Source organism: Streptomyces sp. NPDC002669 (genome assembly GCF_042889165.1).
In the GTDB taxonomy this organism is placed as follows: domain Bacteria; phylum Actinomycetota; class Actinomycetes; order Streptomycetales; family Streptomycetaceae; genus Streptomyces.
Window position 1 is genome coordinate 314,841 of sequence record NZ_JBIAQQ010000002.1, and the last position, 23,709, is coordinate 338,549.

The 23,709-nt window shown below is 70.9% G+C and carries 21 protein-coding genes and 3 pseudogenes; 13 read left to right on the top strand and 11 right to left on the bottom strand.

The window, feature by feature from the left end:
• Positions 1 to 224: 224 nt before the first annotated feature.
• The 3 genes from ACFYW1_RS03865 to ACFYW1_RS03875 all read right to left on the bottom strand — a co-directional run bounded on the left by ACFYW1_RS03865 (position 225) and on the right by ACFYW1_RS03875 (position 2,688).
• Positions 225 to 1,106, bottom strand: coding sequence for a glucose 1-dehydrogenase (locus ACFYW1_RS03865; RefSeq protein ID WP_388986512.1), 882 nt, complete (start codon positions 1,104 to 1,106; stop codon positions 225 to 227).
• Between the two features lie 45 nt (positions 1,107 to 1,151).
• The gene (locus ACFYW1_RS03870) at positions 1,152 to 2,381 is read right to left on the bottom strand and encodes a cytochrome P450 (RefSeq protein WP_388986514.1); all 1,230 of its coding nucleotides are present in this window, start codon (positions 2,379 to 2,381) and stop codon (positions 1,152 to 1,154) included.
• A gap of 94 nt (positions 2,382 to 2,475) precedes the next feature.
• Positions 2,476 to 2,688, bottom strand: coding sequence for a hypothetical protein (locus ACFYW1_RS03875; protein ID WP_388986517.1), 213 nt, complete (start codon positions 2,686 to 2,688; stop codon positions 2,476 to 2,478).
• Positions 2,689 to 3,293: 605 nt separating this feature from the next.
• Between ACFYW1_RS03875 and ACFYW1_RS03880 the strand changes: the two genes are divergently transcribed.
• The 7 genes from ACFYW1_RS03880 to ACFYW1_RS03910 all read left to right on the top strand — a co-directional run bounded on the left by ACFYW1_RS03880 (position 3,294) and on the right by ACFYW1_RS03910 (position 12,708).
• Positions 3,294 to 4,997 (top strand): sensor histidine kinase, encoded by a 1,704-nt coding sequence (locus tag ACFYW1_RS03880; RefSeq protein WP_388986520.1) that lies wholly within the window; start codon positions 3,294 to 3,296, stop codon positions 4,995 to 4,997.
• On the top strand, positions 4,994 to 5,668 hold the full coding sequence (locus ACFYW1_RS03885) for a response regulator (RefSeq protein ID WP_388986523.1): 675 nt from the start codon (positions 4,994 to 4,996) through the stop codon (positions 5,666 to 5,668). Before ACFYW1_RS03880 ends, ACFYW1_RS03885 begins: the two co-directional genes overlap by 4 nt.
• 321 nt (positions 5,669 to 5,989) lie before the next feature.
• Positions 5,990 to 6,796: an ABC transporter ATP-binding protein gene (locus tag ACFYW1_RS03890; RefSeq protein WP_388986526.1), complete on the top strand. Its 807-nt coding sequence runs from the start codon at positions 5,990 to 5,992 to the stop codon at positions 6,794 to 6,796.
• A gap of 74 nt (positions 6,797 to 6,870) precedes the next feature.
• Positions 6,871 to 9,441: an ABC transporter permease gene (locus ACFYW1_RS03895; RefSeq protein ID WP_388986529.1), complete on the top strand. Its 2,571-nt coding sequence runs from the start codon at positions 6,871 to 6,873 to the stop codon at positions 9,439 to 9,441.
• A 1,378-nt stretch (positions 9,442 to 10,819) separates the two neighbouring features.
• Positions 10,820 to 11,794, top strand: coding sequence for an alpha/beta hydrolase (locus ACFYW1_RS03900; RefSeq protein ID WP_388986531.1), 975 nt, complete (start codon positions 10,820 to 10,822; stop codon positions 11,792 to 11,794).
• A gap of 81 nt (positions 11,795 to 11,875) precedes the next feature.
• Complete coding sequence (locus ACFYW1_RS03905) at positions 11,876 to 12,511, top strand: hypothetical protein (protein WP_388986533.1); 636 nt, start codon at positions 11,876 to 11,878, stop codon at positions 12,509 to 12,511.
• Entirely contained in the window at positions 12,499 to 12,708 is a 210-nt protein-coding gene (locus tag ACFYW1_RS03910; protein ID WP_388986535.1) for an AraC family transcriptional regulator, read from the top strand. The genes ACFYW1_RS03905 and ACFYW1_RS03910 overlap by 13 nt, the downstream gene beginning before the upstream one ends.
• Here the strand turns inward: ACFYW1_RS03910 and ACFYW1_RS03915 are convergent.
• The 3 genes from ACFYW1_RS03915 to ACFYW1_RS03925 all read right to left on the bottom strand — a co-directional run bounded on the left by ACFYW1_RS03915 (position 12,672) and on the right by ACFYW1_RS03925 (position 15,571).
• Positions 12,672 to 13,592, bottom strand: coding sequence for an NAD-dependent epimerase/dehydratase family protein (locus ACFYW1_RS03915; protein ID WP_388986538.1), 921 nt, complete (start codon positions 13,590 to 13,592; stop codon positions 12,672 to 12,674). The two genes, ACFYW1_RS03910 and ACFYW1_RS03915, sit on opposite strands and share 37 nt — an antisense overlap.
• A gap of 169 nt (positions 13,593 to 13,761) precedes the next feature.
• Positions 13,762 to 14,376, bottom strand: coding sequence for an alpha/beta fold hydrolase (locus tag ACFYW1_RS03920; RefSeq protein ID WP_388986540.1), 615 nt, complete (start codon positions 14,374 to 14,376; stop codon positions 13,762 to 13,764).
• Entirely contained in the window at positions 14,363 to 15,571 is a 1,209-nt protein-coding gene (locus ACFYW1_RS03925; RefSeq protein ID WP_388986543.1) for a saccharopine dehydrogenase family protein, read from the bottom strand. Before ACFYW1_RS03925 ends, ACFYW1_RS03920 begins: the two co-directional genes overlap by 14 nt.
• A gap of 70 nt (positions 15,572 to 15,641) precedes the next feature.
• Between ACFYW1_RS03925 and ACFYW1_RS03930 the strand changes: the two genes are divergently transcribed.
• From ACFYW1_RS03930 to ACFYW1_RS03945, 4 genes and pseudogenes are all read left to right on the top strand, one after another.
• A complete protein-coding gene (locus tag ACFYW1_RS03930; RefSeq protein ID WP_388986546.1) occupies positions 15,642 to 16,217 on the top strand; it encodes a TetR/AcrR family transcriptional regulator in 576 nt (191 codons plus the stop codon).
• A 106-nt stretch (positions 16,218 to 16,323) separates the two neighbouring features.
• Positions 16,324 to 17,250, top strand: coding sequence for an acetoacetate decarboxylase family protein (locus tag ACFYW1_RS03935; RefSeq protein ID WP_388986549.1), 927 nt, complete (start codon positions 16,324 to 16,326; stop codon positions 17,248 to 17,250).
• Positions 17,251 to 17,257: 7 nt separating this feature from the next.
• Positions 17,258 to 18,843, top strand: a pseudogene (locus ACFYW1_RS03940) (succinic semialdehyde dehydrogenase).
• A 65-nt stretch (positions 18,844 to 18,908) separates the two neighbouring features.
• Entirely contained in the window at positions 18,909 to 19,619 is a 711-nt protein-coding gene (locus tag ACFYW1_RS03945; RefSeq protein WP_388986552.1) for a type 1 glutamine amidotransferase domain-containing protein, read from the top strand.
• Positions 19,620 to 19,919: 300 nt separating this feature from the next.
• Here the strand turns inward: ACFYW1_RS03945 and ACFYW1_RS03950 are convergent, their stop codons facing one another.
• Positions 19,920 to 20,195, bottom strand: a complete 276-nt coding sequence (locus tag ACFYW1_RS03950; RefSeq protein ID WP_388986553.1) for an acyl carrier protein — start codon at positions 20,193 to 20,195, stop codon at positions 19,920 to 19,922.
• The gene (locus tag ACFYW1_RS03955) at positions 20,192 to 20,743 is read right to left on the bottom strand and encodes a hypothetical protein (protein WP_388986556.1); all 552 of its coding nucleotides are present in this window, start codon (positions 20,741 to 20,743) and stop codon (positions 20,192 to 20,194) included. The genes ACFYW1_RS03950 and ACFYW1_RS03955 overlap by 4 nt, the downstream gene beginning before the upstream one ends.
• A 443-nt stretch (positions 20,744 to 21,186) precedes the next feature.
• Here ACFYW1_RS03955 and ACFYW1_RS03960 point away from each other — a divergent pair, with 443 nt between their 5' ends.
• On the top strand, positions 21,187 to 21,567 hold the full coding sequence (locus tag ACFYW1_RS03960) for a hypothetical protein (protein WP_388986559.1): 381 nt from the start codon (positions 21,187 to 21,189) through the stop codon (positions 21,565 to 21,567).
• Here the strand turns inward: ACFYW1_RS03960 and ACFYW1_RS03965 are convergent.
• A complete protein-coding gene (locus tag ACFYW1_RS03965) occupies positions 21,472 to 21,810 on the bottom strand; it encodes a hypothetical protein (RefSeq protein ID WP_388987004.1) in 339 nt (112 codons plus the stop codon). The two genes, ACFYW1_RS03960 and ACFYW1_RS03965, sit on opposite strands and share 96 nt — an antisense overlap.
• A 59-nt stretch (positions 21,811 to 21,869) precedes the next feature.
• A pseudogene (locus tag ACFYW1_RS03970) lies at positions 21,870 to 22,253 on the bottom strand (SDR family oxidoreductase); the annotation flags it as partial.
• 3 nt (positions 22,254 to 22,256) lie between these two features.
• Between ACFYW1_RS03970 and ACFYW1_RS03975 the strand changes: the two are divergent.
• Positions 22,257 to 22,553: pseudogene (locus ACFYW1_RS03975) on the top strand (LysR substrate-binding domain-containing protein); the annotation flags it as partial.
• A gap of 368 nt (positions 22,554 to 22,921) precedes the next feature.
• Here the strand turns inward: ACFYW1_RS03975 and ACFYW1_RS03980 are convergent.
• Positions 22,922 to 23,665, bottom strand: coding sequence for an AraC family transcriptional regulator (locus ACFYW1_RS03980; protein ID WP_388986562.1), 744 nt, complete (start codon positions 23,663 to 23,665; stop codon positions 22,922 to 22,924).
• Positions 23,666 to 23,709 lie beyond the last annotated feature (44 nt).

Here is a 23,709-nt window from a genome sequence, read left to right on the forward strand (position 1 = left end):
CCCGCCGCGGCCAGGACGTCACCGAGGAACACGGCGCCCCCCAGCACGGCCCTGACCTCCGGCGCGGCCCCCGGGCCTGCTCGTGACCCCGGGGAGAGAGGTCCAGCTCGCCCCCGCTGCCGGTAGGCGGCCAGGGCGTCGCGGACGGGCGCTTCCTCATGATTCTTCGGCACGTCCGCCGCCTTACCGCGGCTCGTCAATCCGCGCGCCGCAGGCCCTTGGGACTACGGAAGTGGCGTGCCGCCGGTCGCGTTCACGATTTCCCCGGTGATGAAACTCGCGTTGTCGGAGGCGAGGAACACGTACGCCGGAGCCATCTCGGCGGGCTGGGCCGGCCGCCCCAGCGGGCTCTGCTTTCCGAACTCCTTCGTGTCCGGCAGCGTCGCCGGAATCAGCGGCGTCCAGACCGGTCCGGGTGCCACGGCGTTGACGCGGATGCCGTCGGACGCCAGCATCTGCGCGAGACCATGGGTGAAGGTGACGATGGCGCCCTTGGTCATGGCGTAGTCCAGCAGATGCGGACTCGGCTTGTACGCCTGCACCGACGTGGTGTTGATGATCGACCCGCCGGCCGGGATGTGCGGCAGGGCCGTCTTGCACAGCCAGAACATCCCGTACAGGTTGGTGCGCAGCACCCGGTCGAACTGCTCCGTGGAGATCGCGGAGATCCCGTCCGGCTGCGCCATCTGGTACGCGGCGTTGTTGACGAGTACGTCGATGCGCCCGAACTCCTGCACCGCGCTGCCGATGAGGGCATGGCACTGCTTCTCGTCCCGGATGTCGCACGCCTCTGTGAGCGCCTGCCGGCCCGCCTCCTCGACCAGCCGGGCCGTCACCCGCGCCTCTTCCTCCTCGGCTTCGAGGTGGGTGATCAGCACATCCGCCCCCTCGCGGGCGAAGGCCAGCGCGACGGCACGGCCGATCCCGGAGTCGCCCCCGGTCACGACGGCCTTGCGGTCCGTCAGGAGCCCGTGGCCCCGGTAGGAGTCCTCGCCGTGGTCGGGCGGCGGGTCCATGGGCCCGGTCCAGCCGGGGTGCTTCTGCTCCTGCTGCGGGAAGTCGGGCCGCGCGAAGCGCTCGGTGGGGTCCTGGCCGGGTGTGCTCATGGGGTCTTCTTCCGTTGTTCGTGTGTGGGGGAGGGGGACAGGGGGTCACCGGATGTCCTCGATGACGAACCCGCTCCGGGGCGCGGTCGGGATGCGGTTCAGCGGGATGGCGAGGTCCTGCTCCGGCACCCGGTACGAGAGGCCGGACAGCAGCACCGAGAGGGCGGACAGCAGCGCCAGGGTGATGTCCTCGCCCGGGCAACGGTGCCCCGTCGCCGGGTCACCGCCCCCCTGCGGGACCAGCTCGTCCGGCTGCGCCGGCGTGTCGCGGAAGCGCGAGGGATCGAAGACGTAGGGCCGGGGCCACAGGTCCGGGTCGTGGTTCTGGCCGTACAGGTCGAGGAGCACGAGCGTGCCCGGCCGGACGGTGCGCCCCTCCCACCGGAGCCGGCCCGCCGCCAGACCACCGATGAACGGGGCGAACGGGTAGAAGCGGCGGACCTCCTGCGCGAATGCGAGAACGAAGGCGGGATCGTCGCCCCGGAGCGCCGCACGGTGCTCGGGCCACCGGTGCAGTGCGTGCGCCGCGAACACCGCGAACCAGCTGACCGCGACGGTCGGACGCAGGATGTTGAGCACCTCGACGGCCGCCGTACGGGGATCGAGCAGCGAACCGTCGGCATCGCGATGGTGCACGACGGTACGGAACGGGGTGACGCGCACCCCGCCGCCGGCCCCGGCGCCGCCGTTGTCGCGTTCCCGCTCGACCAGGCGGGCCAAACGCCTCTCCTGCCGGTTTCGGGCGACCCGGGCGCGCAGCTGCCGCGGCCCGCCCGACGCGAAGCCGTCCACCATGGCCACGAGGTCGCGTGCGACGCCGTCCGCCCCGGCCTGCGGCAGCGGCACCCCGGCCCACGCGTGGACGGCGCGCGTCAGCACCCCCGCCACCTCGTCGAACACCTGGATCCGACCCCGGCCCCTCCACCCCTCGACGGCTTCCTCCCACCCCAGCACGACCCGGTCCGTCAGGGCCCGTACTTCCTCCTGGTCCTTCAGCAGGTGGAGGAACATGCCCTTGCGCACCCGGTGCGGCTCGCCGTCCAGGGTGTGCACCGCCCCCTGGCCGAACAGCGTGTCGATGACGGGTTCGGGCAGTGCCCCGCGGCGGTGGATGTGGTCCTCGTCGTAGAAGAAGCGGACCGCCGCCGGCCCGTGCAGCGCGACGACCCGTTTGCCGAGCAGACGGGTGCGGACCGGTGCTCCGCCGCTGCGCCGCCTGCGGTCGGGCAGCCACGCGTACCCCCGGAGCAGAAGGGACAGGGTGCTGTCGGCCATGAAGTCTCCGTGGAACGGTGGTCAGAGGGGTCCGCTCGGTGGCGTGGCGCCGGGCGGGCCTGCCGGTCCGCGTCGCCTCCGTGACGCAGTGCGGTCAGGGTGCTGAGTAACAGTGGGCGGGGCCTTCTTGCCAGTCGACCCAGGCCGGGTCGTCGAGGAGGTTCTCGGCTTCGTAGAGACCGGCTCTTCTCAGGAACTCGATGAGGTCCTGATCGTTGTGGGCGATTCCGACGGGGGAGCCGTTGATCGTGACGGCGCGGCCATCGGCGGACGTGGTCGGGCCGTGAACGGCGATCGGGGGACTCATCACGCATCTCAGCCTCGGTCTTTCCCGCCGCACACGCTGCACCGCAAGAGAACGCGGGCCGGCCTCCGGGGGCCGTGGCCTTTGCGAGTACGGGACGAACGGCTGCTCGTCGTGTTCACACGGGGTTGGGCCATCGCGGTGGACGGCGGGCTGCCCCGGAGGCGCGTGGCCGGGGACGAAGGCGACGAAGTGTGACCCGGCCGGATGGCCGGGCCACACGCGCGTTCGGCCCCGATTCGGCACACCAACCCCGGCCCGGGCAAGTTCGTACCGGTGACGTGAGCTCTCGCCGGGTGGGCAGTGACCGAGAACCCGAAGCGAACGACCCTGCTGCTCGCGTGCGCCTGCAAGGAGCTGCGGCTGCCGTGGTGCCGGACGGTGAGGGCGGGTACGGGCGCCGGCCCTTGGCCATCATGACGGCATGCTGCACACCGTGCTCCGCCGTTGCACGGGCGGCGATTCCCTCAAGCGGAGCCCGCCCGGCCTCTGGACGCGGCGGGTCGCCCGTCGGAGGGGCCGCGGGCCGGTGGGGTCTGTCTTTCGGCAGAGGGAGAATCATTCCGCAGGCCCACGCCCATGTCCCGGGGCGTGCCGATACTGGGGTCATGTCCCTGCTCAGCCGCGTCCTGCACGTCGTTCCGCGCGGCGTCTCAGTCCGTCTGCCCAGATGGGCCGGTGCGGGCGCGGAGGGGATCGCCGCCGCGGCCGTGACCGGTCTGCTCTGCCTTGCCGCCGGAATCCAGTGGCAGCTCCCGCACCCGGGTGCCCAGGCGATGGCAGTTCCCGTCGCCGCTGTGCTCTATCCGCTGCGCCGCCGCCACCCTGTGCTCGTCCTCGTGGCGTCGACCGTGTCGTTGGGCCTGCTGCCGTTCCTGGGACCGGTCACCGCCGCAGCCCTCTACACCATTTCCCGGCTGCTGTTCCCCGGCAGGCGCCGCGCCCGGTTGTGGGCCCTGGCCGCGGTGGCGCCGGTCGTGACGGCGACGGTGTCCTCGATCGCCTCGTGGACGGGCCCGGCCCGTGCGACCTACGCGGTCGCCCTGGGCTTGGTCCTGTCGGTGGCCGCGGTGGTGGTGCCGGGCCTGGTGGGCACGGTCTTCGGCCAGGCGGACCGGTTGCTGGAGGCCCTGCGGGCCCGCGCGGATGCCGCCGAACGGGCCAGGGCCTCGGCCGACAGCGAGGCCCGGACCCAGGAGCGTTCCCGGATCGCCGCCGAGATGCACGATCTGGTCGGCCACCGGCTCAGCCTGGCCTCCCTGCACGTGGGCGGCCTGGAGCTCGCGCTGTCCAAGGCCGCGCCCGCTCTGCGTCCGGACGCCACCATTGTGCGGAGCACCATCAAGGACGCGCTGCGCGAGCTTCGGCAGGCGCTGGGCGTCCTCGACCCGCTGGGAGTGAACACGCGGGCCGAGGCCGCGTTGACCGAGGAGGTCGGCACCAGGGCCGACATCGGGGAACTGGTCGCCCAGTCCCACGCGGGTGGGGTCGATGTCGCCCTGGAGTGGACGGGGCCGGACCTGACGGACGTGCCGGTGCCGGTTCGGCGGGCGGTGCACCGTGTGGTGCGCGAGTCCCTGACCAACGTGCACCGCTACGCGCCCGGCACTGAGGTCACCGTCGAGGTCTGCCGTGACGAGGACACCGTGCGGGTCGCCGTCCACAACACCGCGGTGTCACCGGGGACGATCACCGAGGGGGCGGGCACCGGCCGGGGCCTGCCCGCACTGCGCGAACGCGTCGGACTGCTGAACGGCGCCTTCACCGCCGGGCCGTCGGCCGACGGTGGATTCCGCCTCGCCGCGGACCTTCCACTGCGCCCCGTCCTCTCACCGGCCACGACCCGATCCGATGCCTTCCCATGGGCCGGAGCCCATCCGGCGTGTTCCTCGTACGGCCCGGTCCCGGAACCAGCCGAGCCCCGCCGCACTCGGGCGATCCGCACCCTCGTGCTCGGCGGGGGACTTGCCGCGGTGACGGCGCTGATCCTTGTGGGGATCGGGTTCTCCTACTCCCCGAAAGGCCCACAGGCCCCTCCGGAACAGCCCAGGATCGGCATGACACTGGAGAAGTTCCACGCCACGGGGCCCAGGGACTCCCCAGGTGCGCGTGCTGCCGCGGCGGGCCGGGAACCCGCCCGGCCCGCCGCAGCGGCCGGCTGCCTCTACGCCTTCGGCCCACGCCCCGACGACCGGCCGACCGATACCCTCCCGCTGGTCCGCTACTGCTTCGACGCCCATCAGCGGTTGACCGCCATCGACCCCTTCACCGTCCCCACGGTGCGTGAGGCCGTCCCCTGGGAGAGCCCATGACCACCCCGACCGTCCCGATCCGTGTCCTGCTCGCCGACGACGAGACGATGATCCGGGCCGCCGTGCGGATGATCCTCTCCCACGCCGACGGCATCGAGGTCGTGGGCGAAGCCGCCGATGGTCGCCAGGCCGTGGCGGAGGCGGCCTCCCACCGCCCCGATGTCGTCCTCCTCGACATCTACATGCCCGTTCACGGTGGGCTCGCCGCCGTCACCCCGTTGCTGGCCCTGGACCCGGCACCACGGGTGCTGATGCTGACCACTTTCGGCACCGACGACAACGTGCTGACCGCGTTGCGCGACGGCGCGGCCGGGTTCCTCCTCAAGGACGAGGGGCCCGAGGAACTGATCCGAGCGGTCCGCGCGGCGGCGGCCGGGGACTCCGTACTGTCCCCGCAGGTCACCGGCACCGTCGTCGCCCGTATGCTGAGCGGTGCGCACCAGGAGGCGGCTCCCGGCCCCACCGACGAACGCATTGCTCGCCTGACCGGCCGGGAACGCGAAGTCCTGAAGCTCATCGGTGAGGGCTTGTCGAACCAGGAGATCGCCGGCCGGCTCCACATCACCATCGGCACCGTCAAAACCCACGTGGCCGCCGTCTTCGCCAAGACCGACACCAGCAGCCGCGTCCAGGCGGCCGTTCTCGCTCACCGCACCGGTCTCGTCCACTGATCCGGCTTTCACACTGCCCTCGGGCGCTCCCCGAGTCATCCGCCCCTTCCCGTACGCTCCGGCGCGCCGGGAGGGGCTCCATCCTTCGACAGAGACGCCAGTCGTCCTGGAGAGGGAAACGGACCACCGCTCCCCCTGATCGCCTCTGTCCGGCGACAGAGGGAAAGCCACCGCCTGAGGACGATGTTTTCGCAGGTCAGGGAGGGTGACGATGGTAAGCGTCCCCGGCCGGTGCCCCGAATGCCAAGCGGCCTCCCCCCGACGGGGGAGGCCCGGGCCCACCCGGCCGTTTTCTTCCCACTTTCGTGCCGGAGTGTGTCCATGCCGCCGTTGTCCTTCCCCCACCACGCCCCGTACGCGGGCTCCTCCGCCCCGCGCCAGTCGGCGGTCCCTTGCGCCGCGAGCACATCCGACCTGTCGAAGGTGTACGGCAGCGGGGACACGCAAGTCGTCGCCCTGGACCGGGTGAGCATCTCCTTCGAAGAGGGCGAGTTCACCGCGATCATGGGCCCCTCGGGCTCGGGCAAGTCGACCCTGATGCACTGCGTCGCCGGCCTGGACCCGGCGTCCTCGGGTTCGGTGCGGATCGGCAGCACCGAGCTGAGCCGCCTGAACGACCGGCAGCTCACCGAACTGCGCCGGGACCGGATCGGGTTCATCTTCCAGGCGTTCAACCTGTTGCCCACCCTGACGGCGGTGGAGAACATCACCCTCCCCACGGCCATCGCCGGCCGCAAAGCCGACCGGCAGTGGCTGGAGACGGTCGTGAACATGGTGGGCCTGTCCGGTCGCCTCGACCACCGCCCCGGCCAACTCTCCGGCGGCCAGCAGCAGCGCGTGGCCGTGGCCCGGGCCCTGGCCTCCCGGCCCGCGATCGTCTTCGGCGACGAGCCCACCGGAAACCTCGACTCCCGGGCCGGCGCCGAGGTCCTGGGCTTCCTGCGGGAATCGGTGCGGCAACTCGGACAGACGGTGGTGATGGTGACGCACGACCCGGTGGCCGCCGGCTACGCGGACCGGGTCGTCTTCCTCGCCGACGGCCGGCTCGTGGACGAGATGCGGCAGCCCGGCCCGGGCCGGGTCCTGGACCGCATGAAGGAATTCGACACCCGGGGCCGCACCAGCTGACCGGGCCGACCCACCCCCGGATTCCGCTCGCGCCGCACTCTCCTTCCGCCCTCTCACGCCCCGGACACACACTCATGCTGAAAGCAGCCCTGCGCAATGTCCTCGCGCACAAAGCCCACTTGGTCATGACCGTGCTTGCGGTCTGCCTCGGCGTCGGCTTCGTCAGCGGCACCCTGGTCTTCGGCGACACCTCCACCGCTGCCCATCGTGCCGCCGCCTCCGAGAACCTCGCCGACCTCTCCGTCCGCGTCAGCCCCAAGCCCCCCGAGCCCGGGGAGCCCGCCCCCGGGGGCCGGACCCCGGCGCTCGACGACGCGACCGTCGCCGAGCTCGCCGGTATCAGCGGCGTCGACAGCGTCCGGCCCTCGATCTCCGGCTCCGCCGTACTGAACACGGCCGCCGGCGACCCGATGCGCAGCGCGAAGCGTGGCGGCAACCGAGCCGACGCCTGGATCCCCGGACCCGACGGCAAGGACCCCCGCTTCCCGATCGCCCAGGGCCACCCACCGCGCACCGACGACGAGATCGCCCTGGACGCCGGCACCGCCGCCCGCGGCAAGCACAAGATCGGTGACGAGATCACCCTCGCCACCAACGGCCCCGTCATGCACAAGCGGCTGGTCGGCACCGTCACCACCAGGGACACCCGCGTCAGCTCCGGCACCGGCACCCTCGTCCTCTTCGACAAGGCCACCGCCCACGACATGTTCGGGCAGCCCGGCGCCTACTCGTACATCGACCTGACGGCCAAGCCCGGCACCAGTGACTTCGACCTGGCCGAGCGGGTCACCGACACGCTCGGCGCCGACCGGGCCGAGACCTCCACCGCGAGTGACCTCGTCGCCCAACAGGACCGCTACATCAGCGTCCTGGTCCGCAGCAACGAGAAGGTCGCCCTGATCTACGCCCTCGTCGCCCTCTTCATCGGCTCGTTCCTGATCGTCAACACCTTCACCATGCTGGTGGCCCGCCGCAGCCGGGAGATCGCCCTGCTGCGTGCCATCGGCGCCTCCCGCCGCCAAGTGATCCGCTCCCTGCTGATCGAGGCCGGTCTGGTCGGCCTGTTCTCCTCCGCCCTCGGCCTCGGCCTCGGCCTCGGACTTGCCGTCGCGATGCCCCACTTGATGACCATCGACGGGAGCGCCCCTCCCACCGGGCCCCTCGTGATCGGGGCCACGCCCATCGCCGCCGCGCTCTTCGTCGGCGTCGGCCTCACCGTGCTCTCCGCCTGGATCCCCTCCCGCAAGGCGTCCAAGATCGCCCCGGTCGAGGCGCTGCGAGCCGTCCACCAGCCGCCGTCCGCCGCCGCCTCCCGCTACCGGGCCGTCGCGGGCGGCCTCCTCACCTTCGGTGGCGCCGCCCTGCTGATCTCCCTCTCGGGAGCCGAGGACGCCTCCGACGAGAACCTCCAGAACGCCGTGTTCGGCACGTTCGGCCTGATCACCGGCCTCCTGATGCTGGCCCCGATCCTGGCGGCCCCCATGATCCGGGCCGGTGGCAAGCTCACCACCCGCTTCGGCGCCGTCGGCCGGCTCTCCCGCGAGAACGCCCTGCGCGACCCGCGCCGCACCGCCGCCACCGCCTCCGCCGTCATCGTCAGTACCGCCCTCGTCGTCGGCCTCGCCACCATCGCCCACTCCAGCGCCCGGGCCCTCGACCGCCAGGCCGCCGCCGGCCTCACTGCCGACCACCTGATCACCGCCGACCAGATGACCGGCATCGACCAGGCCACCGCCCGTAGGATCGCCGACACCCCGGGCGTGCGTACCGCGAGCGCCATCGCCGATGGGCAGATCCTCCTCGGCGGCGACAACCTGAGCGTCACCGGTGTCGATCCCGCCGGTCTCGACAACGTGATGAAGCTCGACTTCGTCTCCGGCTCCCTCAAGGGCCTCAAGGCCGGTGCCGTCGCCGTCTCCGAGACCACCGCCCGCGAACACCGTCTCAGGACCGGCTCCCGGGCCAGGACCACCCCCGGCTTCGGCCGCGACGACATCCGGTCCTACACCGTCATCGGCGTCTACCGCGACAACCCCACTGCCGGCCCGGCCATCGGGGCCCGCGCAGAAATCCAGCACCTGGACGAGCACGGCGAGACCGGTCAGTACTTCACCCGGGTCCTCGTCGCGGCCGACAAGAACGGCGTCTCCAAGGCCGATCTCCTCGACGCCACCGGCAGGAACCCCCTCCTCACTGTCCAGAGCCGCGACGAGTTCGTCGCCGAGGCGTCCGGTGCCATGGGCGTCGTCATCAACCTGATGTACGGTCTGCTCTTCCTCGGCGGCGCCGTCTCCGCCCTCGGCATCGCCAACACCCTCGCCATGTCCATCACCGACCGCACCCGCGAGATCGGCACCCTGCGCGTCATCGGCATGCACCGCGCCGGCATCCGCACGATGATCCGCCTCGAGGCCCTCACCGTCGCCGCCTTCGGCACCGTCCTCGGCGTGCTGAGCGGAACCTTCGGCGCCTGGACCGTCAGCTCCCTCGCCAACGGCTCCATCAAGCAGTACGAGTTCACCTTCCCCTGGGGAACCCTCCTCACAACCTGTGCGCTCTCCCTCGCGGTCGGCATCCTCGCCGCAGCCCTCCCGGCCCGCCGAGCCGCCGGCCTCAGCCCCTTGGAGGCCGTCGCCGAATCCTGACCCGACCCGCTCGACAGCGCCCCACGACGCCCGCGTCGGCCAGGCCCGTCACCGGCCTGCCCGACGCGGGCGTCGTACGTGAAGAGGAGGTGCTCGGCTTCGTTCACGTGAAGTGGTTCCGGCTCGTTCTCCGTGAACCGGTCACGGTGGGTCGGGCAACCTGGTGACCTGAGTCGGAGATTCGTCGGCGGTGGGCGGCGACTTTGTCGAGGATCTCGTCGGCCGGCTTCGTCCGGACGAACGGTCTGGGGTGCTCGTTCCAGTCGGCGAGCCAGGCACGGATGTCGCGTTCGAGGGCGCTGCCGTTGCCGCGAGACCGGCCGGCATCCACTTCTGGATGCTCCGACCCGGCAGAGGGGCGGGCCCTGCGGAACGTGCGAAGTGACCGCAGGGCCCACCCAGGAGCACCGCCCTGTCAGAGCGCTCACGTCCGACAGTACGAGCAGCAGCAGCTCACTGCCCGGACAGCTGCTGCATTCGGCACCGACGCGCACAACCCCATTCTCGTGTACAAGCCAGGGGCCTGGCCGAAGCCGAACTCCTCACCCAGACGGCGCGCACGATCCTCGATGAGCACGGCATCGACGAACCCGTCCAGTGGGCCCCGCGCCTCGCCCCTGCTGTCCTTCGCCCACTGACCTTGCCGGACCCTGCCCCGGAGAGGGGCACCGTGGCCCCGCTCCACGAGGCCGTAACCCGTCGGCGACTTCTCCCTCGCCCAGGTCGCCCAGAGGCTCACCACCACCACAGCGCACGTCATCCACCCGCTGTCCCGGCATCCGGTCCACTGGAGCCCTCCCCGGTTCCGGCCCACCCAGCACACCGCCGCCCGCATCGGGCAATGGCGTACCTGGTACGAACACGACCGCCTGTCCCTTCAGGACATCGCCGACCACGAAGGGACGAGCCCGGTTACCGTGCGTCTCGCCTTCCTCAAGAACGATGTCCCGATAAGAACGATGTCCTGATGCGCCCACCAGGAAGCTTCCGGCGCCGACTGCGAACAGAGGATGGCTCACAGAAGACCCGGCGTCGGCCCTGCCGGTCCCGCTCAGTGCGCATGCGGCACACCACTCCCACCCGCGTCACCGAATGCGATCAACGCGGGCGAGGCGGACCCTGTAGGGAAGAAGAGCCTTCCGCCGGAGGTGCGCCATGCCCCTTCACGAGCGGTGTCCATGGGCGGAACCGCTTCGCGCTGCGACCGGGGCTTGCTGAGGTCAGAGCCCCCGTCGGGCCGCACTCCGGGGTTTCCCGTTCTCGGCCGGCCCGATTCTCCGCTCACCGGGCCGTACTTCGGAACGAGTGTCGCGATCACCTCGAAGAGAGTCGTTCGCGGCACTCGGCCTGCGACCGGCTTTCGAGGAAAGGACCAGCGATGACCGACCTTCCAGCCCCCACCACGCCGTACCTGGAGCCCGAGGCCAAGAAGCTCGCCGACGACACCGACCCACACCCGCGGATCTACGAGCTTCCGCCCGAGGAGGGGCGCAAGATCCTCAGCGACCTGCAGAGCGGCGAGGGCGTCGAGCGCCCGGACGTCGACGAGGAGTGGGTCGACGTCGACGCCGGCGAGTGGGGCACCGTCCGCACCCGCATCATCAAGCCCAGGGGCGCCACGGGCCCGCTGCCCGTGGTCTTCTACATCCACGGCGCCGGGTGGGTCTTCGGCGACGACAGGACCCACGACCGCCTCTTCCGCGAGCTCACCGTCGGGGCCGGTGCCGCCGGCGTCTTCCCGGTCTACGACTGGGCGCCCGAGAAGGGGTACCCCACGCAGGTCGAGCAGAACTACGCCGTCGGCGAGTGGCTGGAGGAGAACGGCGCCGACCACGGCCTCGACACCTCCCGCGTCGCCGTCGCCGGCGAGTCGGTCGGCGGATGCATGTCCGCGGTCTTCGCGCAGATGAACAAGGACCGCGGCGGGCTCGCGCTCAAGGCGCAGATCCTGCTCTACCCCGTGACCGGGCCGGACTTCGACACGCAGTCCTACCACCAGTTCGCGGAGCACTACTACCTCACCCGCGACGGGATGAAGTGGTTCTGGGACGCGTACACGACCGACGAGGCCAAGCGCGAGGAGAAGTACGCCTCGCCGCTGCGGGCGACCCTCGAGGACCTCAAGGGGCTGCCGCCCGCCCTCGTCATCACGGCGGAGGCCGACGTCCTGCGGGACGGGGGCGAGCTCTACGCCAACAAGCTCCGTGAGGCCGGCGTAGAGGTGACGGCCGTCCGCGTCAGCGGGACCGTCCACGACTTCATGCTGTTGGACAGCCTGCGGGACACCCCGGCCACCGGCGTCGCACGGAAGCTGTCCGTCGACGCGCTGCGAGAGGCTCTCCACCCGGAGTGACCGCAGCCGGGAACATGGGCGGCAGACTCAACGGGGTCTGCCGCCCATCGCTGCGCCGACCACGGACTTCGAGGAGACGCGATGAGCCCGGCCGCGACAGGTCCACACGTCGACGAGACCGGAGCGCGGGTCGTCGGTGAGGCCGGCCTGCTGGAGTACGACGACTGCCAGGTGTCGGCGATCCGTGGTCTCCGGGACGTCTTCCGCGTCGCCGGCGAGTACGCCGTGGAGCCGGCCGACCCTCCGAGTGTGATCCGAGTCAGCACCTGGGCGGTGTCCGCCACCGACGCCGGGCCGGTCATGGTGTGCACCTCGGACACTCATCCTGAGCTCGCGCACCGGCTCGGCCACGTCATCATGACGGCCGCGGGAATCCTGGCGTGGGTCGAGCTGGGCCTCACCCTCGTCGACCGGATGCCCGGTCCCAGCGTGATGCTGGACATGGCGCGTTTTGTCCTCGCCGACCCGCCGCGCCGACGGCAGTCCCCCCACCAGGAGTTCACGCCCCGACTCCAGCACGGCGACACCGACATCCGCGAGGGGCGGGCCCCACTGCACGCCTGCCTCCACGAGCCCCACTCCGTCGAGCACCTCGTACAGACAGCGGCCATGCAGCCGCGTACCTTCCAGCGACGGTTCCAGGAGGCTACGGGCCTGACTGCGCCGGATACGTCCGGGCGGCGCGCATCGCGAAGGCTCGCGAGTTGCTGGAGCTGACCAACGAGCCGGTCGCCCGGATCTCCCGCAGTATCGGCTGCCTGGACGTGTCGAACTTCCGTCGGCTCTTCCAGCGCGCCGCGGGCGTCACCCCGTCGGAGTACCGGAGCCGGTTCGGCATCGCGGCACGAGTCAGCCGACAGGAGGACCTGTCGACGGGTCAGTCGGCGAGGATCCGCTCCACTCCCTCCCGATAGCTCGTGACCTGGAAGTCGGGAAAGCGGGCCGCGAACTTCGAGCTGTCGAAGATGTTGTCGTCGCGGTAGCGGGCGAGCAGCTCGTACATCTCGTCGAGCGGCTTGACGAAGCGGCGGCCGAGGCGGAAGGCGAGCATCGGCAGTACCGTGTAGCCGATCTTGCGGCCGGTGACCTCGCCGGCGATCCCGATGAGCTGGGCGTAGGACTGCTGGTCCGGGTCGATTGGAAGGTGCCACGTCTGGCCGTAGGCATCCGGCGTGTTGCCGAGCAGGGCGAGAGCGCGGCTCGCGTCGGGGGTCCAGATCAGGGAACGCTTGGCATGGGCGTCGACCGGGACGAACGGCCGCTTGCCCGCCTTGATCCGCTCGAACACCATCGAGTTCGTGTAGCTCTTCGTCCGGCCGGGACCGTAGAACTCGGGCGCCCGCCCGATCAGGGCGTCGACCCGTCCGGCCCGCATGGCCTCCAGCAGCATGGTGGCGAGCTCTCCGCGGACCCGCCCCTTGCGTCCGCCCGGTGCGAATGCCGTCGACTCGGTCTGGGGCGTCGACGTTCCGGGATACATGTAGGTGTTGTCGAAGAAGACGAGCTTCGTGCCGTGTTCGGCGCAGGCGTCGATGACGTTGCGCATGATGAGGGGGAACTGCCGCTCCCACAGCTCCGAGTCCAGGGGCAGGCCGACGGTGAGGTAGGCGACATCACTGCCCGCGACGGCCCGGCTGGTGGCGTCGGGGTCGGTGAGATCTGCGGCCACGAGCTCATCGGTGTCGTTCACCCTCGACGGCTTGCGGCTGACGAGGCGGATGTCCTTGGTGTGGTTGCGGTGGAGCTCGTTCGCGAGCTCGTCCGCGATCGGTCCGCCGGCGCCGAGAACGGTCTGCATGGGGTCTCCTTGAGATGGATGGTGCGGGTGGTGACGACAGCTCGACTGCGAGCGGCGTCGTGCCACCACGTGGCGATGCGGTCGACCACCATGGCCGGAGTGCGGACCCGGCCGATGTGGTCGTGGGTCGAGCCTTCGGGCACCTGATCGCTGGTGTGGTGCCGGCGGGTCACCGAGGTGGACGAGAAGAGGCTATGAGCGAGGTCGTCGACGGCCCCGACCGGCGACAACGTGTCGTCGCCCAGGCTGATTGACCAGGGCCGGTGAGCACCATGCGGGCCCATTCCCGCATCAAGGTGCGCGCCCCGGGGCCGCCGAACGCCGGTTTGGGGAGGTGGCCGAACACCGCCGTCGTCGCCGGGACCACCAGCGCCGCCATGGCAGCGACGTGGAGGCCCCCGTGGGCGAAGTGCCGATGGTGGGGGATCGCGCCGGCGACCGTGATCACCCCGTTGGCCCTCGGAGGGGTGAGCTCGTGTCCGGATACGAGCTGTCCCCCGAGGCTGTGACCGAGGAGGAGTACTGGCCGCGCGGGTGACGCCGCCCGCGCTGCGGCGACGGCTCGTGCGATGTCGTCGATCTCGTCGCGGCAGGCCCGGTCCTCGCGTCGGCTCGCTCGTGGTTCGCCGCGTTCGAACCCTCGTCGGCGCAGTGCTCGGGCTTGCCACCCGTGTCGCTCGAAGTCGGCGACCAGTGGCCGGTAGTAGCCGGAGCCGATGGCCATCGCCGGCGAGACGAGAACGATCGGCGTGCCGGTGCCACCACCCTTCTCAACGTCCGACATGGATCGCCGTCTGCGAGGTGATCACGGTGAAGGAAATGCCGGCGTCGCCGAGCCGGCGCAGCAGGTTCTCTCCCATCGCGGTGGCGGTGGTGACCTGGCCGGCGGTGGGCGGGTTGTCGTCGAAGGCGAGGCACAACGCCGACTCGGCCAGCATCTTGGCCGTCTCGGTGTAGCCGGGGTCTGCGCCGCTGACCTGGGTGTGCACGGTCTCACCGCCGCCCTCGCCGATGATGTCGACGGTGAACCAGGTGCGATCGCGCCGCTCCGCCGACGGCCCCTCTCCTTGGGGGATGCGTCGGCCGATGGCGCGGCGCAGGGGCGGGACCTGCACGGCTGCCAGGGCTGCGGCGAAGCCGGCAAGTGCGCCGGCGACGGTCGCGAGGCGTCGGGCCCCGGCGTAGTGGGAGTAGGTGAAGTCGGGCCCGTAGTCCGGGCCGGCGAGCGCGGAGCGTCGTACGACGTCGGGGTCGATCGTGGGCAGCGGGATCAGCCAGGCCCCGAGCGTGCGGTCGCGACGGGGGCGGCCGATGCGGGTGCGGACCTGCCGTCCCCGCGGCCGAGGTTCGAGACGCCGGCGCCCGGCCGCGGCCTGCAGCATTGCGCGCGGTCGCGACAGCTGGCCGAGACCGGAGTGCAGCGTGCCGCCGGAGATGGTGGCGTTCGTGCGGACCACTCCCCGAAGGGTCATCGGCACCCCGGGCGGCAGCTGCTGGACGGTGAAGAGCGCACCGAGGTCGTGCGGGATCGAGTCGAAGCCGCAGGCGTGAACGATGCGGGCACCGGTCCGCTCGGCCGTCGCGTGGTGCTCGACGTACATCCGGTCGACGAACTCGGGCTCGCCCGTGAGGTCGACGTAGTCCGTGCCGGCCGCGGCACAGGCCGCGACCAGTGGTTCGCCGTACTCCAGGTAGGGGCCGACCGTGGTGATCACGACCCGCGCGGACTCGGCGACGCGGGCCAGGGACTGCGGGTCCGAGGAATCGGCGTGGAGCAGCGCGATGTCCTCCAGCTGCTGGTTGATCCGGACGAGACGGTTGCGAGCGGCCTCCAGCTTGGCCTGGTTGCGCCCGGCCAGGGCGAGCCCGGCTCCGGGAGGGAGACGGGCAGCGAGGTACTCGGCGGTCAGAGCACCGGTGAAGCCGGTGGCGCCGAGGAGCACGACGTCGAAGGGGCGCGAATGTGTGTGGGGGGACATCGGGTCTCGGTTCCTCCGGACGTACACTATGTTTACAGTGCTAACAAAGCCTAGAAGGGTGAAGTAAGCGATGTCAACATCGGAGAAGAGTGGCTACCATCACGGCGACCTGCGGGCGGCGCTGCTGTCGTCCGCGATGGAGATGCTGGAGGGCGGCGAGCCCTTCTCGCTGCGCGCCGTCGCACGCCGGGCCGGTGTGTCGCCGACCGCGCCGTACCGTCACTTCAAGGACCGCGACGCCCTGGAGTCCGCGCTGGCCGTCGAGGGCTTCCGGGATCTGCTGGCCGACCTGGGCGGCGGGCGCGACCTGCCCGCCTCGCTCCCGGACCTGGCCGAGTTCGCCGTCGCCTACGTCGCCTTCGCGCTGCGGCGTCCGGCCCTGTTCCGTGTGATGTTCGGCAAGCCGTGCGACGACGCCGACGACGAGCGGGTCAAGGCCGCCGACGCCCTGCACGAGCTGCTGGCCGACGCGCTCGATCGCCTCTTCCCCGACGCGGACGCGCCGGCCCTGGCCACGGCCGGCTGGGGGCTCGCCCATGGGCTGACCTGCCTGTACCTCGACGGCAAGCTGCAGGCCGCGTCGGGCGAGGAGGTCGCCGACCGGGTGCGCGGCGCCTTCCTCGCCATCACGACGGTTGGTTCCTGACGCGTGCCGCCCGCCCGTTGTGCGCCTCACGTCTTCCGTTGTTGACGGTGCTCACATCCCGTGTGACCCTCGGTGTTAACGCCGCTTACATCGGAGGAGCGAGTCCATGACATCGACCGGCAAGCCGACCGACCGGACCGTAGAGGTCGATCTCGCAGGGCGTCTCGTCACCGTCCCCGAAGGCGGCCTCTACGACCGGTTCCGCATGGACACCGACCTCGACGAGGTCGAGCGGGACCCGCGGGTCGGCAGCGTCGACTTCTTCCGCCGGATGCCGAAGAACCGCGTGGACTCCCGCATCGGGCCCACGCTGACGCCGAACTTCTACTACCGCATCTCCACGACCCGGCTCACGATGCTCGCGCCGACCAGGACGATCCGGGCCCGCCTGCCCCGGGAGCTGGACCCGCTCGAGATCGCCCCGGGGCTCGGGATCGTCTCCGTGATGGCCTTTCGGTACGACGTGTGCGACATCGACTTCTACACCGAGGCCGCGGTCGGCATCGCCGTGAAGCCGGCCCGGCACGGTGGGCTGGGCCTGCTCGATCTGGTCACCGGGCTCAAGAACGACTCCCTGCACTCCTACGTCCTCTCGCTGCCGGTCAACACCGAGATCGCGCGGGTGCGCGGCCACGACGGCTACGGGTTCCCCAAGTGGGTCACCGGGCTCGACGTCGACATCGATACCGAGCGCACCTCCGCCAGGGTCGCCAACGACCGGGGCGGCCTTGACCTGGCCCTGTCGGCGCCCACCCCGAAGCAGACCGCCCGGCCCACCGGCGAACACGTTTCGACCCTGACCTCCTACACCACGATCGACGGCGCCTGGCACTCCACGACCAGCCAGATCAACATGCTCTCCTCGGGAACCACGCGGTTCCCCCGCGGCTTGGCCCTGCGGCTCGGCGAGGGCCGGATGAGCGACGACCTGCGCTCGCTGAAGCCGATCCGGACGATCCGGCTCGACGTCACCACCGAGGGCCAGCTGGCGCTGCACATGCCAGTGCCCACCTCCATCCAGGACCGGAGCTGAGGACGAGATGACCACCACGAACACCGGCCACGTCGAGGCCGCCCTCCCGACATCGCTGACGCCGGCCCGTCTCGCCCGCCTGGCCACCCTGGTGACCGCCGGTGCCCGAGCCCAGCGGGTCGCCACGACCTCGCCGTACACCGGCGCCCCGCTCGCTGACCTGCCGGTGTCCACCCCCGACGACGTCGAGTACGCCTTCGCCCGGGCACGCACTGCCCAGGCCGGCTGGGCCGCCACCCCGGTGGCCGACCGCAAGCGCATCATGCTGCGCTTCCACGACCTCGTCCTCCAGCGGCAGGAGGAAGCCCTCGACCTGATGCAGGCCGAGAGCGGCAAGACCCGTCGCGACGCGTTCCTCGAGGTGACCGACATCGCGATCACCTCCCGCTACTACGCCGCAGCGCACGGCGACTGCTCTCACCCAAGCGCCGCAAGGGCGCGATCCCGGTGCTGACCCACACCACCGAGCTGCACCACCCCAAGGGCGTCGTCACCGTCATCTCGCCCTGGAACTACCCGCTCAGCATGGCCGCCGGCGACGCGATCCCGGCCCTGATGGCCGGCAACGCCGTCGTACAGAAGCCCGACACCCAGACCGCCCTGACCGCGCTGTGGGCGCTGGCCCTGATGCGCGAGGCCGGTCTGCCGACCGATGTCTGGCAGATGGTGGTCGGCCGTGGCAGCTCCATCGGAGACGCGCTCATGGCCGGCGGCGACTACATGATGTTCACCGGCTCCACCACCAGCGGGCGCCGGATCGCGCGCGACGCGGGTGAGCGGCTGATCGGCGCGTCCCTGGAGCTCGGCGGCAAGAACGCCATGATCGTCCTCGCCGACGCAGTCGTCGAGAAGGCCGCCGCCGGTGCGGTCGCCGCCTGTTTCCCCTCGGCCGGGCAGCTGTGCGTGTCCATCGAGCGGCTCTACGTCGCCGATGAGATCCACGACGCGTTCGTCACCGCGTTCGTCGAACGCGCCCGGGCCATGCGCCTGGGCGCGACCTACGACTTCTCGGTGGACATGGGCTCGCTGACCACCCCCTCGCAGCTCGAGACCGTCAGCTCGCACGTCGACGACGCGGTATCGAAAGGCGCGACCGTGCTGGCCGGAGGCAAGGCCCGGCCCGACCTCGGGCCACTGTTCCACGAGCCGACGATCCTGGCCGGCGTGACCCCGCAGATGACGCTGTTCGACCACGAGACGTTCGGCCCGGTGGTGTCGATCTACCGCTACCGGTCGGTCGACGAGGCGGTGGCGATGGCCAACGCCACGCCGTACGGCCTCAACGCGAGCGTCTGGGGCCGCAACGGGGCCGAGGCCCGCAAGGTCGCGGGACGGCTGCATGCAGGCACCGTCAACGTCAACGAGGCGTTCGCCGCCGCCTGGGGCAGCATCGACGCCCCCATGGGCGGTACGGGCGACTCGGGCCTCGGCCGTCGGCACGGCGCCGACGGACTGCTCAAGTACACCGAAGCCCAGACCGTCGCCCACCAGCGCCTCCAGGGCTTCACCCCGCCCCGCTCGGTGGGGCACGACCAGTGGGCGCGGAGCCTGACCCGGGCGTTCAAGACGCTGCGTGCCCTGGGCGTCCGCTGACCGATCACCCGCCATGACGCGGCCCGCCGCCTCGCCATCCCGGTCCGCATGAAAGAAGATCAGCCATGACCAAGCGCGTCCTCGACGTCGTCACCAACGTCGGCCACTACAACGACCCTTCCCACCCCACTGGCCTGTGGCTCTCCGAGCTCACGCACGCCTGGCACGTCTTCGAGGAACACGGCTACGAGCAGACGCTCGTCAGCCCGGCCGGCGGCGCGGTACCTCTCGAACCGCGTGCGCTGAAGTTCCCGAACTACGACAAGACCGCCAAGTCCTGGCGCGCCGACCCCGGGAAGACGGCGATGCTCGAGAACACGGCGAGCCCGGACCAGATCGACCCATCGGAGTACGACGCGATCTACTTCACCGGCGGTCACGCGGTGATGTACGACTTCCCCGACAGCGAGGGCCTGCAGCGCATCACCCGCGAGATCTACGAGCGCGGCGGCATCGTCTCCTCGGTCTGCCACGGCTACTGCGGCCTGCTCAACACCCGGCTCTCCGACAGCTCGTACCTCATCGCCGGCCGCAGGATGACAGGATTCGCCTGGACCGAGGAGGTCCTCGCCCGCGTCGACAAGCTGGTCCCCTACAACGCCGAGGAGAAGGCCAAGCAGCGCGGCGCGCTCTACGAGAAGGCGACACTGCCGTTCGTCTCGTACGTCGTGACCGACGGCAACCTCGTCACCGGCCAGAACCCGGGCTCGGCCAAGGCCACGGCGAAGAAGGTCGTCGAGGCCATCGAGGGCAACGCGTCGAAGGAGCGAGGCTGAGCCGAGACGCAGTCCTTCCGTGACGGAAGGGCCCCGGACGGATGGCGCCGAAGGGTGCGTTCCACGTCAGCGACGGGACAGTGGACCCGGGGACTTCCCTGACGCCCGATCAGGTACTTGGCGGTGCGACCGTTCTCGTTGCGCCGCGGCACGACCGTCGGCACATCACCTGGGGCCGCCTCGCGGACGTGCCCCCTGCACCCGTTGGCCGGCAGCGGGCCAAGCGCCAAGGAGGTGTTCGGCGGGGGCCAATGATGACATCGAGCGGACGCGTGGCCTCTCGTGCCCCGGATGGTTTTCTCAACTACCCGCGCTGTGCGGTCCCTGTCCTGGTTCTGCAGACGCGGAGGCGAGCTGAGCAGCGATCTCTTCTGTGGTGAGGGTCATGAGCCATTCCCAGGAAACGCGCAGCGGAATGCCGTAGCGCCGGTGTATTTTGCCGCCCACGGGAACAGCATCGATGGAATCCAAACCAAGATCCCGGGGCCTGTCACCAGCTCGGACCTCCATGTCAAGCCGCTCCGCCAAGACGTGCTGGAGCCAGGCCAGCTGTTCCGGAACCGGATCCTGGGTCACAGCCTTCGTCCTTCCAGCCCCGGGTCGCTGAGCGCGACTTGCGCAGCCGCTGCGAACGCGTCCAGAGCCAGGCGCACCTGGCGGCGCTGCTGGGCGCAGGTCGCGATGTACTCGGAAGTGTCCTCGTCCTCGGCCCGGCAGACCCTGTAGGCGCCCAGGGCGGCATAGAGCACCGCGAGGTTGGCCAATGCCTCCCGCGTGGCGTCGGCCACGTCGGGCGGCCCTTCGACCGTCACCGTCGCACCAGCCCGCTGTGCCGCATGAACGGAGGCCTTCGAGGTGGCGAGCAGGCGTTCGGTCTCGGCGAGATCGGCATGCTCGTCACGCAGCTGGTGCCAGACGGCCGACAGGTCGTCCCGCGCACGCGACGCATCGGCCAGAAGGGCGCTGTACGCCTCCCGGCGAGCTTGCCGCTGTGCCTGCCTGTGCTGCAGGGCGCCCTGCGTCCGCACCTGCCACCGAGCAGAGATCCCGGTGAGCGCCGCTGCCGTGGCGGTTCCGGCAGATCCCACTACGGCGCCGAGCAGGGCGGCTAACGCTTGATCCATGCCGGCATTCTGCCCGGCCCAAGACGTCAGGACTCATGAGATCCCGGTGGCGGGATCAGGAACGGCCGATACCCGCGGCGGTAGTGCAGCATCTCGTGCAGGTCATGTACGGAACTCATCTCGAGGCCAGCCAGGATTGGGCAGCCACCGTTCACACCGGGATCCTCCAGGAAGCCGACGACCGGGTCGACAATGTCGTTCGAGGGCGGGGGTGCACACCGGACATTGCGGCGCCGGAAGGCGGGGGAGGGGCCTCGTAGTGGCAGTGATCGTGGCCGACACCATCTCGGCCGATCTCCGGATGGTGGTCCCTGGTGCCGCACCACCGACTTCGTTTCCCGATGGGCGACCCCGGGGCCGGTGGGCGGCCCGGACGGACGCCTTGTGCCAAGCGGCAGCAGTTTCTCAGTAGGCTCAACCGACGAAGGGGGGACCATGTGTCGATGGGCCTGATGCAGGTCGGGATCGTATCCCTGGCAGTGCTTGTGCGGCTGACGGCATTCGGCTGGTACGCCCTCATCGCGATCGCCGTGAGCCTGCTGTCGCTCGGCATGGTGCCCGCCATCGTGGTGGGCCCGCTGATCTACGCAGGATTCTGCGCGCCGGCATCGGCATGGCCTCTGCTCACCGCGGCAGATGTGCTGCTCATGGTGTGTGCCCTGACTTTCGAGGACGGCGGAGACAACGGGTCGACCAGTCCGCTGCAGGTGCTCACCGGCCGTCGTGGATCATCCGGCCGTGGCACGGACCGAGTGTTCCGCTTCTGCGGTGCTGCATACGTGGTCACTTTGCCGGCGCTCGCGATCTGGACCGTCTCCGGCTGACGACAGACCGGTACCTGTTCTCCGACGGTCCGACCACGGCCGCGTCAATGCGCCTGGGTGGGAACGGGACGGCCTGTCCATCCGTGGTGCACCAGGGCCTTGGCCGGATCGGTCGGGCACGGTGAACGCTTTGGCGATGCCCCCATCCAGCGGGATGGCGGCGCCGGCGATGAAGCCGGCTTCCTCCCCGGCGAGGAAGGCGACTGTTCCTGCGGCTTCCTCGAAGGTGCCGTAACGGCCCATGGGCCGGCGGACGAGCCGTTTGTCCAGCACGCTCGGATCCCGCTCCAGCAGCGCCCGTTGCTGGGGGTCTCGATGGACCCGAACAGCACCGCGTTGACCCGCACATGGCTGCGTGCGAGGTGGACAGCGAGGTCTCCGGCGAGCCGGACGACGCCGGCCTCGGCCTCGGCGTATGCCATGGGTGCCGTCGCCGAACCGGTGTCCGCCAGGAACGAGGCGGCGTTGATGACCGATCCGTCGGCCGGGTTCGTGTTCAGCAGGTGGGGGATTCCGTGTTTGCAGGAAAGGAAGACGCTGGTGAGGAGGCGGGCCGGCGCGGGGTGGCCGAACTTGCCGCCAAGGGTTTCGGCAGCGTACGGCAGACGTCCGAGACCTTCCTGACCTTCACCGGCCCCCTCGCGGCGTACAAGCGGGCCCACCCGGACGTCGAGGTCGAGCTCCACCAGGTGGCGGCCGCGGACATGGCCCGACGGCTGCTGACCCAGGAGGGCGATCTGTGCGCGGCCTCGCAGCCGATCCCCACGGACGGCCTGGAACCGGTTCAACTGCTCGACGAGGCGGTATGGCTGGTGACTCCTCCCGGTCACCCGCTCGCCGGCCGCACCTCGGCGCCCGTGCCGGAACTCGCCGACCAGTCCTTCGTCGCCGCCCACCCGGGGCACCGGCAACGTCGCCTGCTCGACCGGCTGTTCGCGGCGCACGACCTCGTGCCGCGGATCGTCCGCGAAGGGAACGAGCTGAGCGCGATCGCGGCCCTGATCCAGGCGGGGCTCGGCGTCGGTCTCGTACCCGACCTCGCCCGCCCGGCGTCGCCGCCTGGATCGCCGTCGACAGCTCCGAGCGCCGCCGCAGGCTCACGCTGCACTGGAACGCAGGCCCCGACCGACCGCCGCCGCCCGTCCGATGCGTACGACGCTCAGCACCTGGAACTGGAGCGCGGGCCCGCCCCGTTGAGGAAGGGCGGCGGCGGCAGGGCAGACCTGCGAGGCCGCGCGCCGTGCCGGAGTTCGGCCAGGGCGAGCAGGTTCACGTCATTGGCCACCCGTACAGGCAGGCCCAGGGCTTGTCCGACAAAGAATCTTGACGGCTCACGCGCCTTCCGGGGTCTGCGTCAGGTGGTGGGGCGGGTGCCGGGGGTGTGGCCGAAGGTGCTGCGGAAGACGTTGATGAAGGTGCTGGCGGATGACCAGCCGCAGTGGTGGGCGACGGCGGTGACGGGGGTGTCGTCGGCCAGGAGGATCAGGGCGTGGTGGAGTCTGATCTGGGTGCGCCACTGGGGGTAGGTGAGGCCGAGGTCGTCGCGGAGGCGGCGGGAGAGGGTGCGGGCGCTGGCGCCGATCCGACGTCCGAGGTCGTCGAGGGAGCGGTTGTCGGCCGGGTCGGTGCGCAGGATGTCGTGCAGTTCGCGGAGCAGGGGGTCGGTGGGGGCCGGCAGGTGGAGGGGGCGTTCGGGGGAGAGGGCGAGCTGGTCGAGCATGACGGCGCGCAGGCGGCGGTGGGGTGGGGAGTCGTTGCTGGGGTCGCGGGTGTAGGCGACGATGAGTTCGCGCAGGAGGGGATTGACGGCGAGGACGGCGGGTTTGTCCAGGCCGAGGGGGTTGTCGGTGGTGGGCAGGCCGACGAGGTGGAGGTCGAGTTCGCCGTGGGCCTGGTGCTGGTGGACGGTGCCGGCGGGGATCCAGAGCGCGCGGGTGGCGGGGGCGATCCAGGAGCCGGCGTCGGTGGTCACCGCGATGGTGCCGCGGCTGGCGTAGGCGATCTGGTGGTCGTCGTGGCGGTGGGCGTCGATCTCGCCGCCGGGGGCCAGGCACTGGGTCCGGGTCGGCGCGACAGGGGTGTGGCGGATTTTCTGCATCAACTGTCAATTTATCGGAAGCACGACACCGGGTGGTCCTTCCA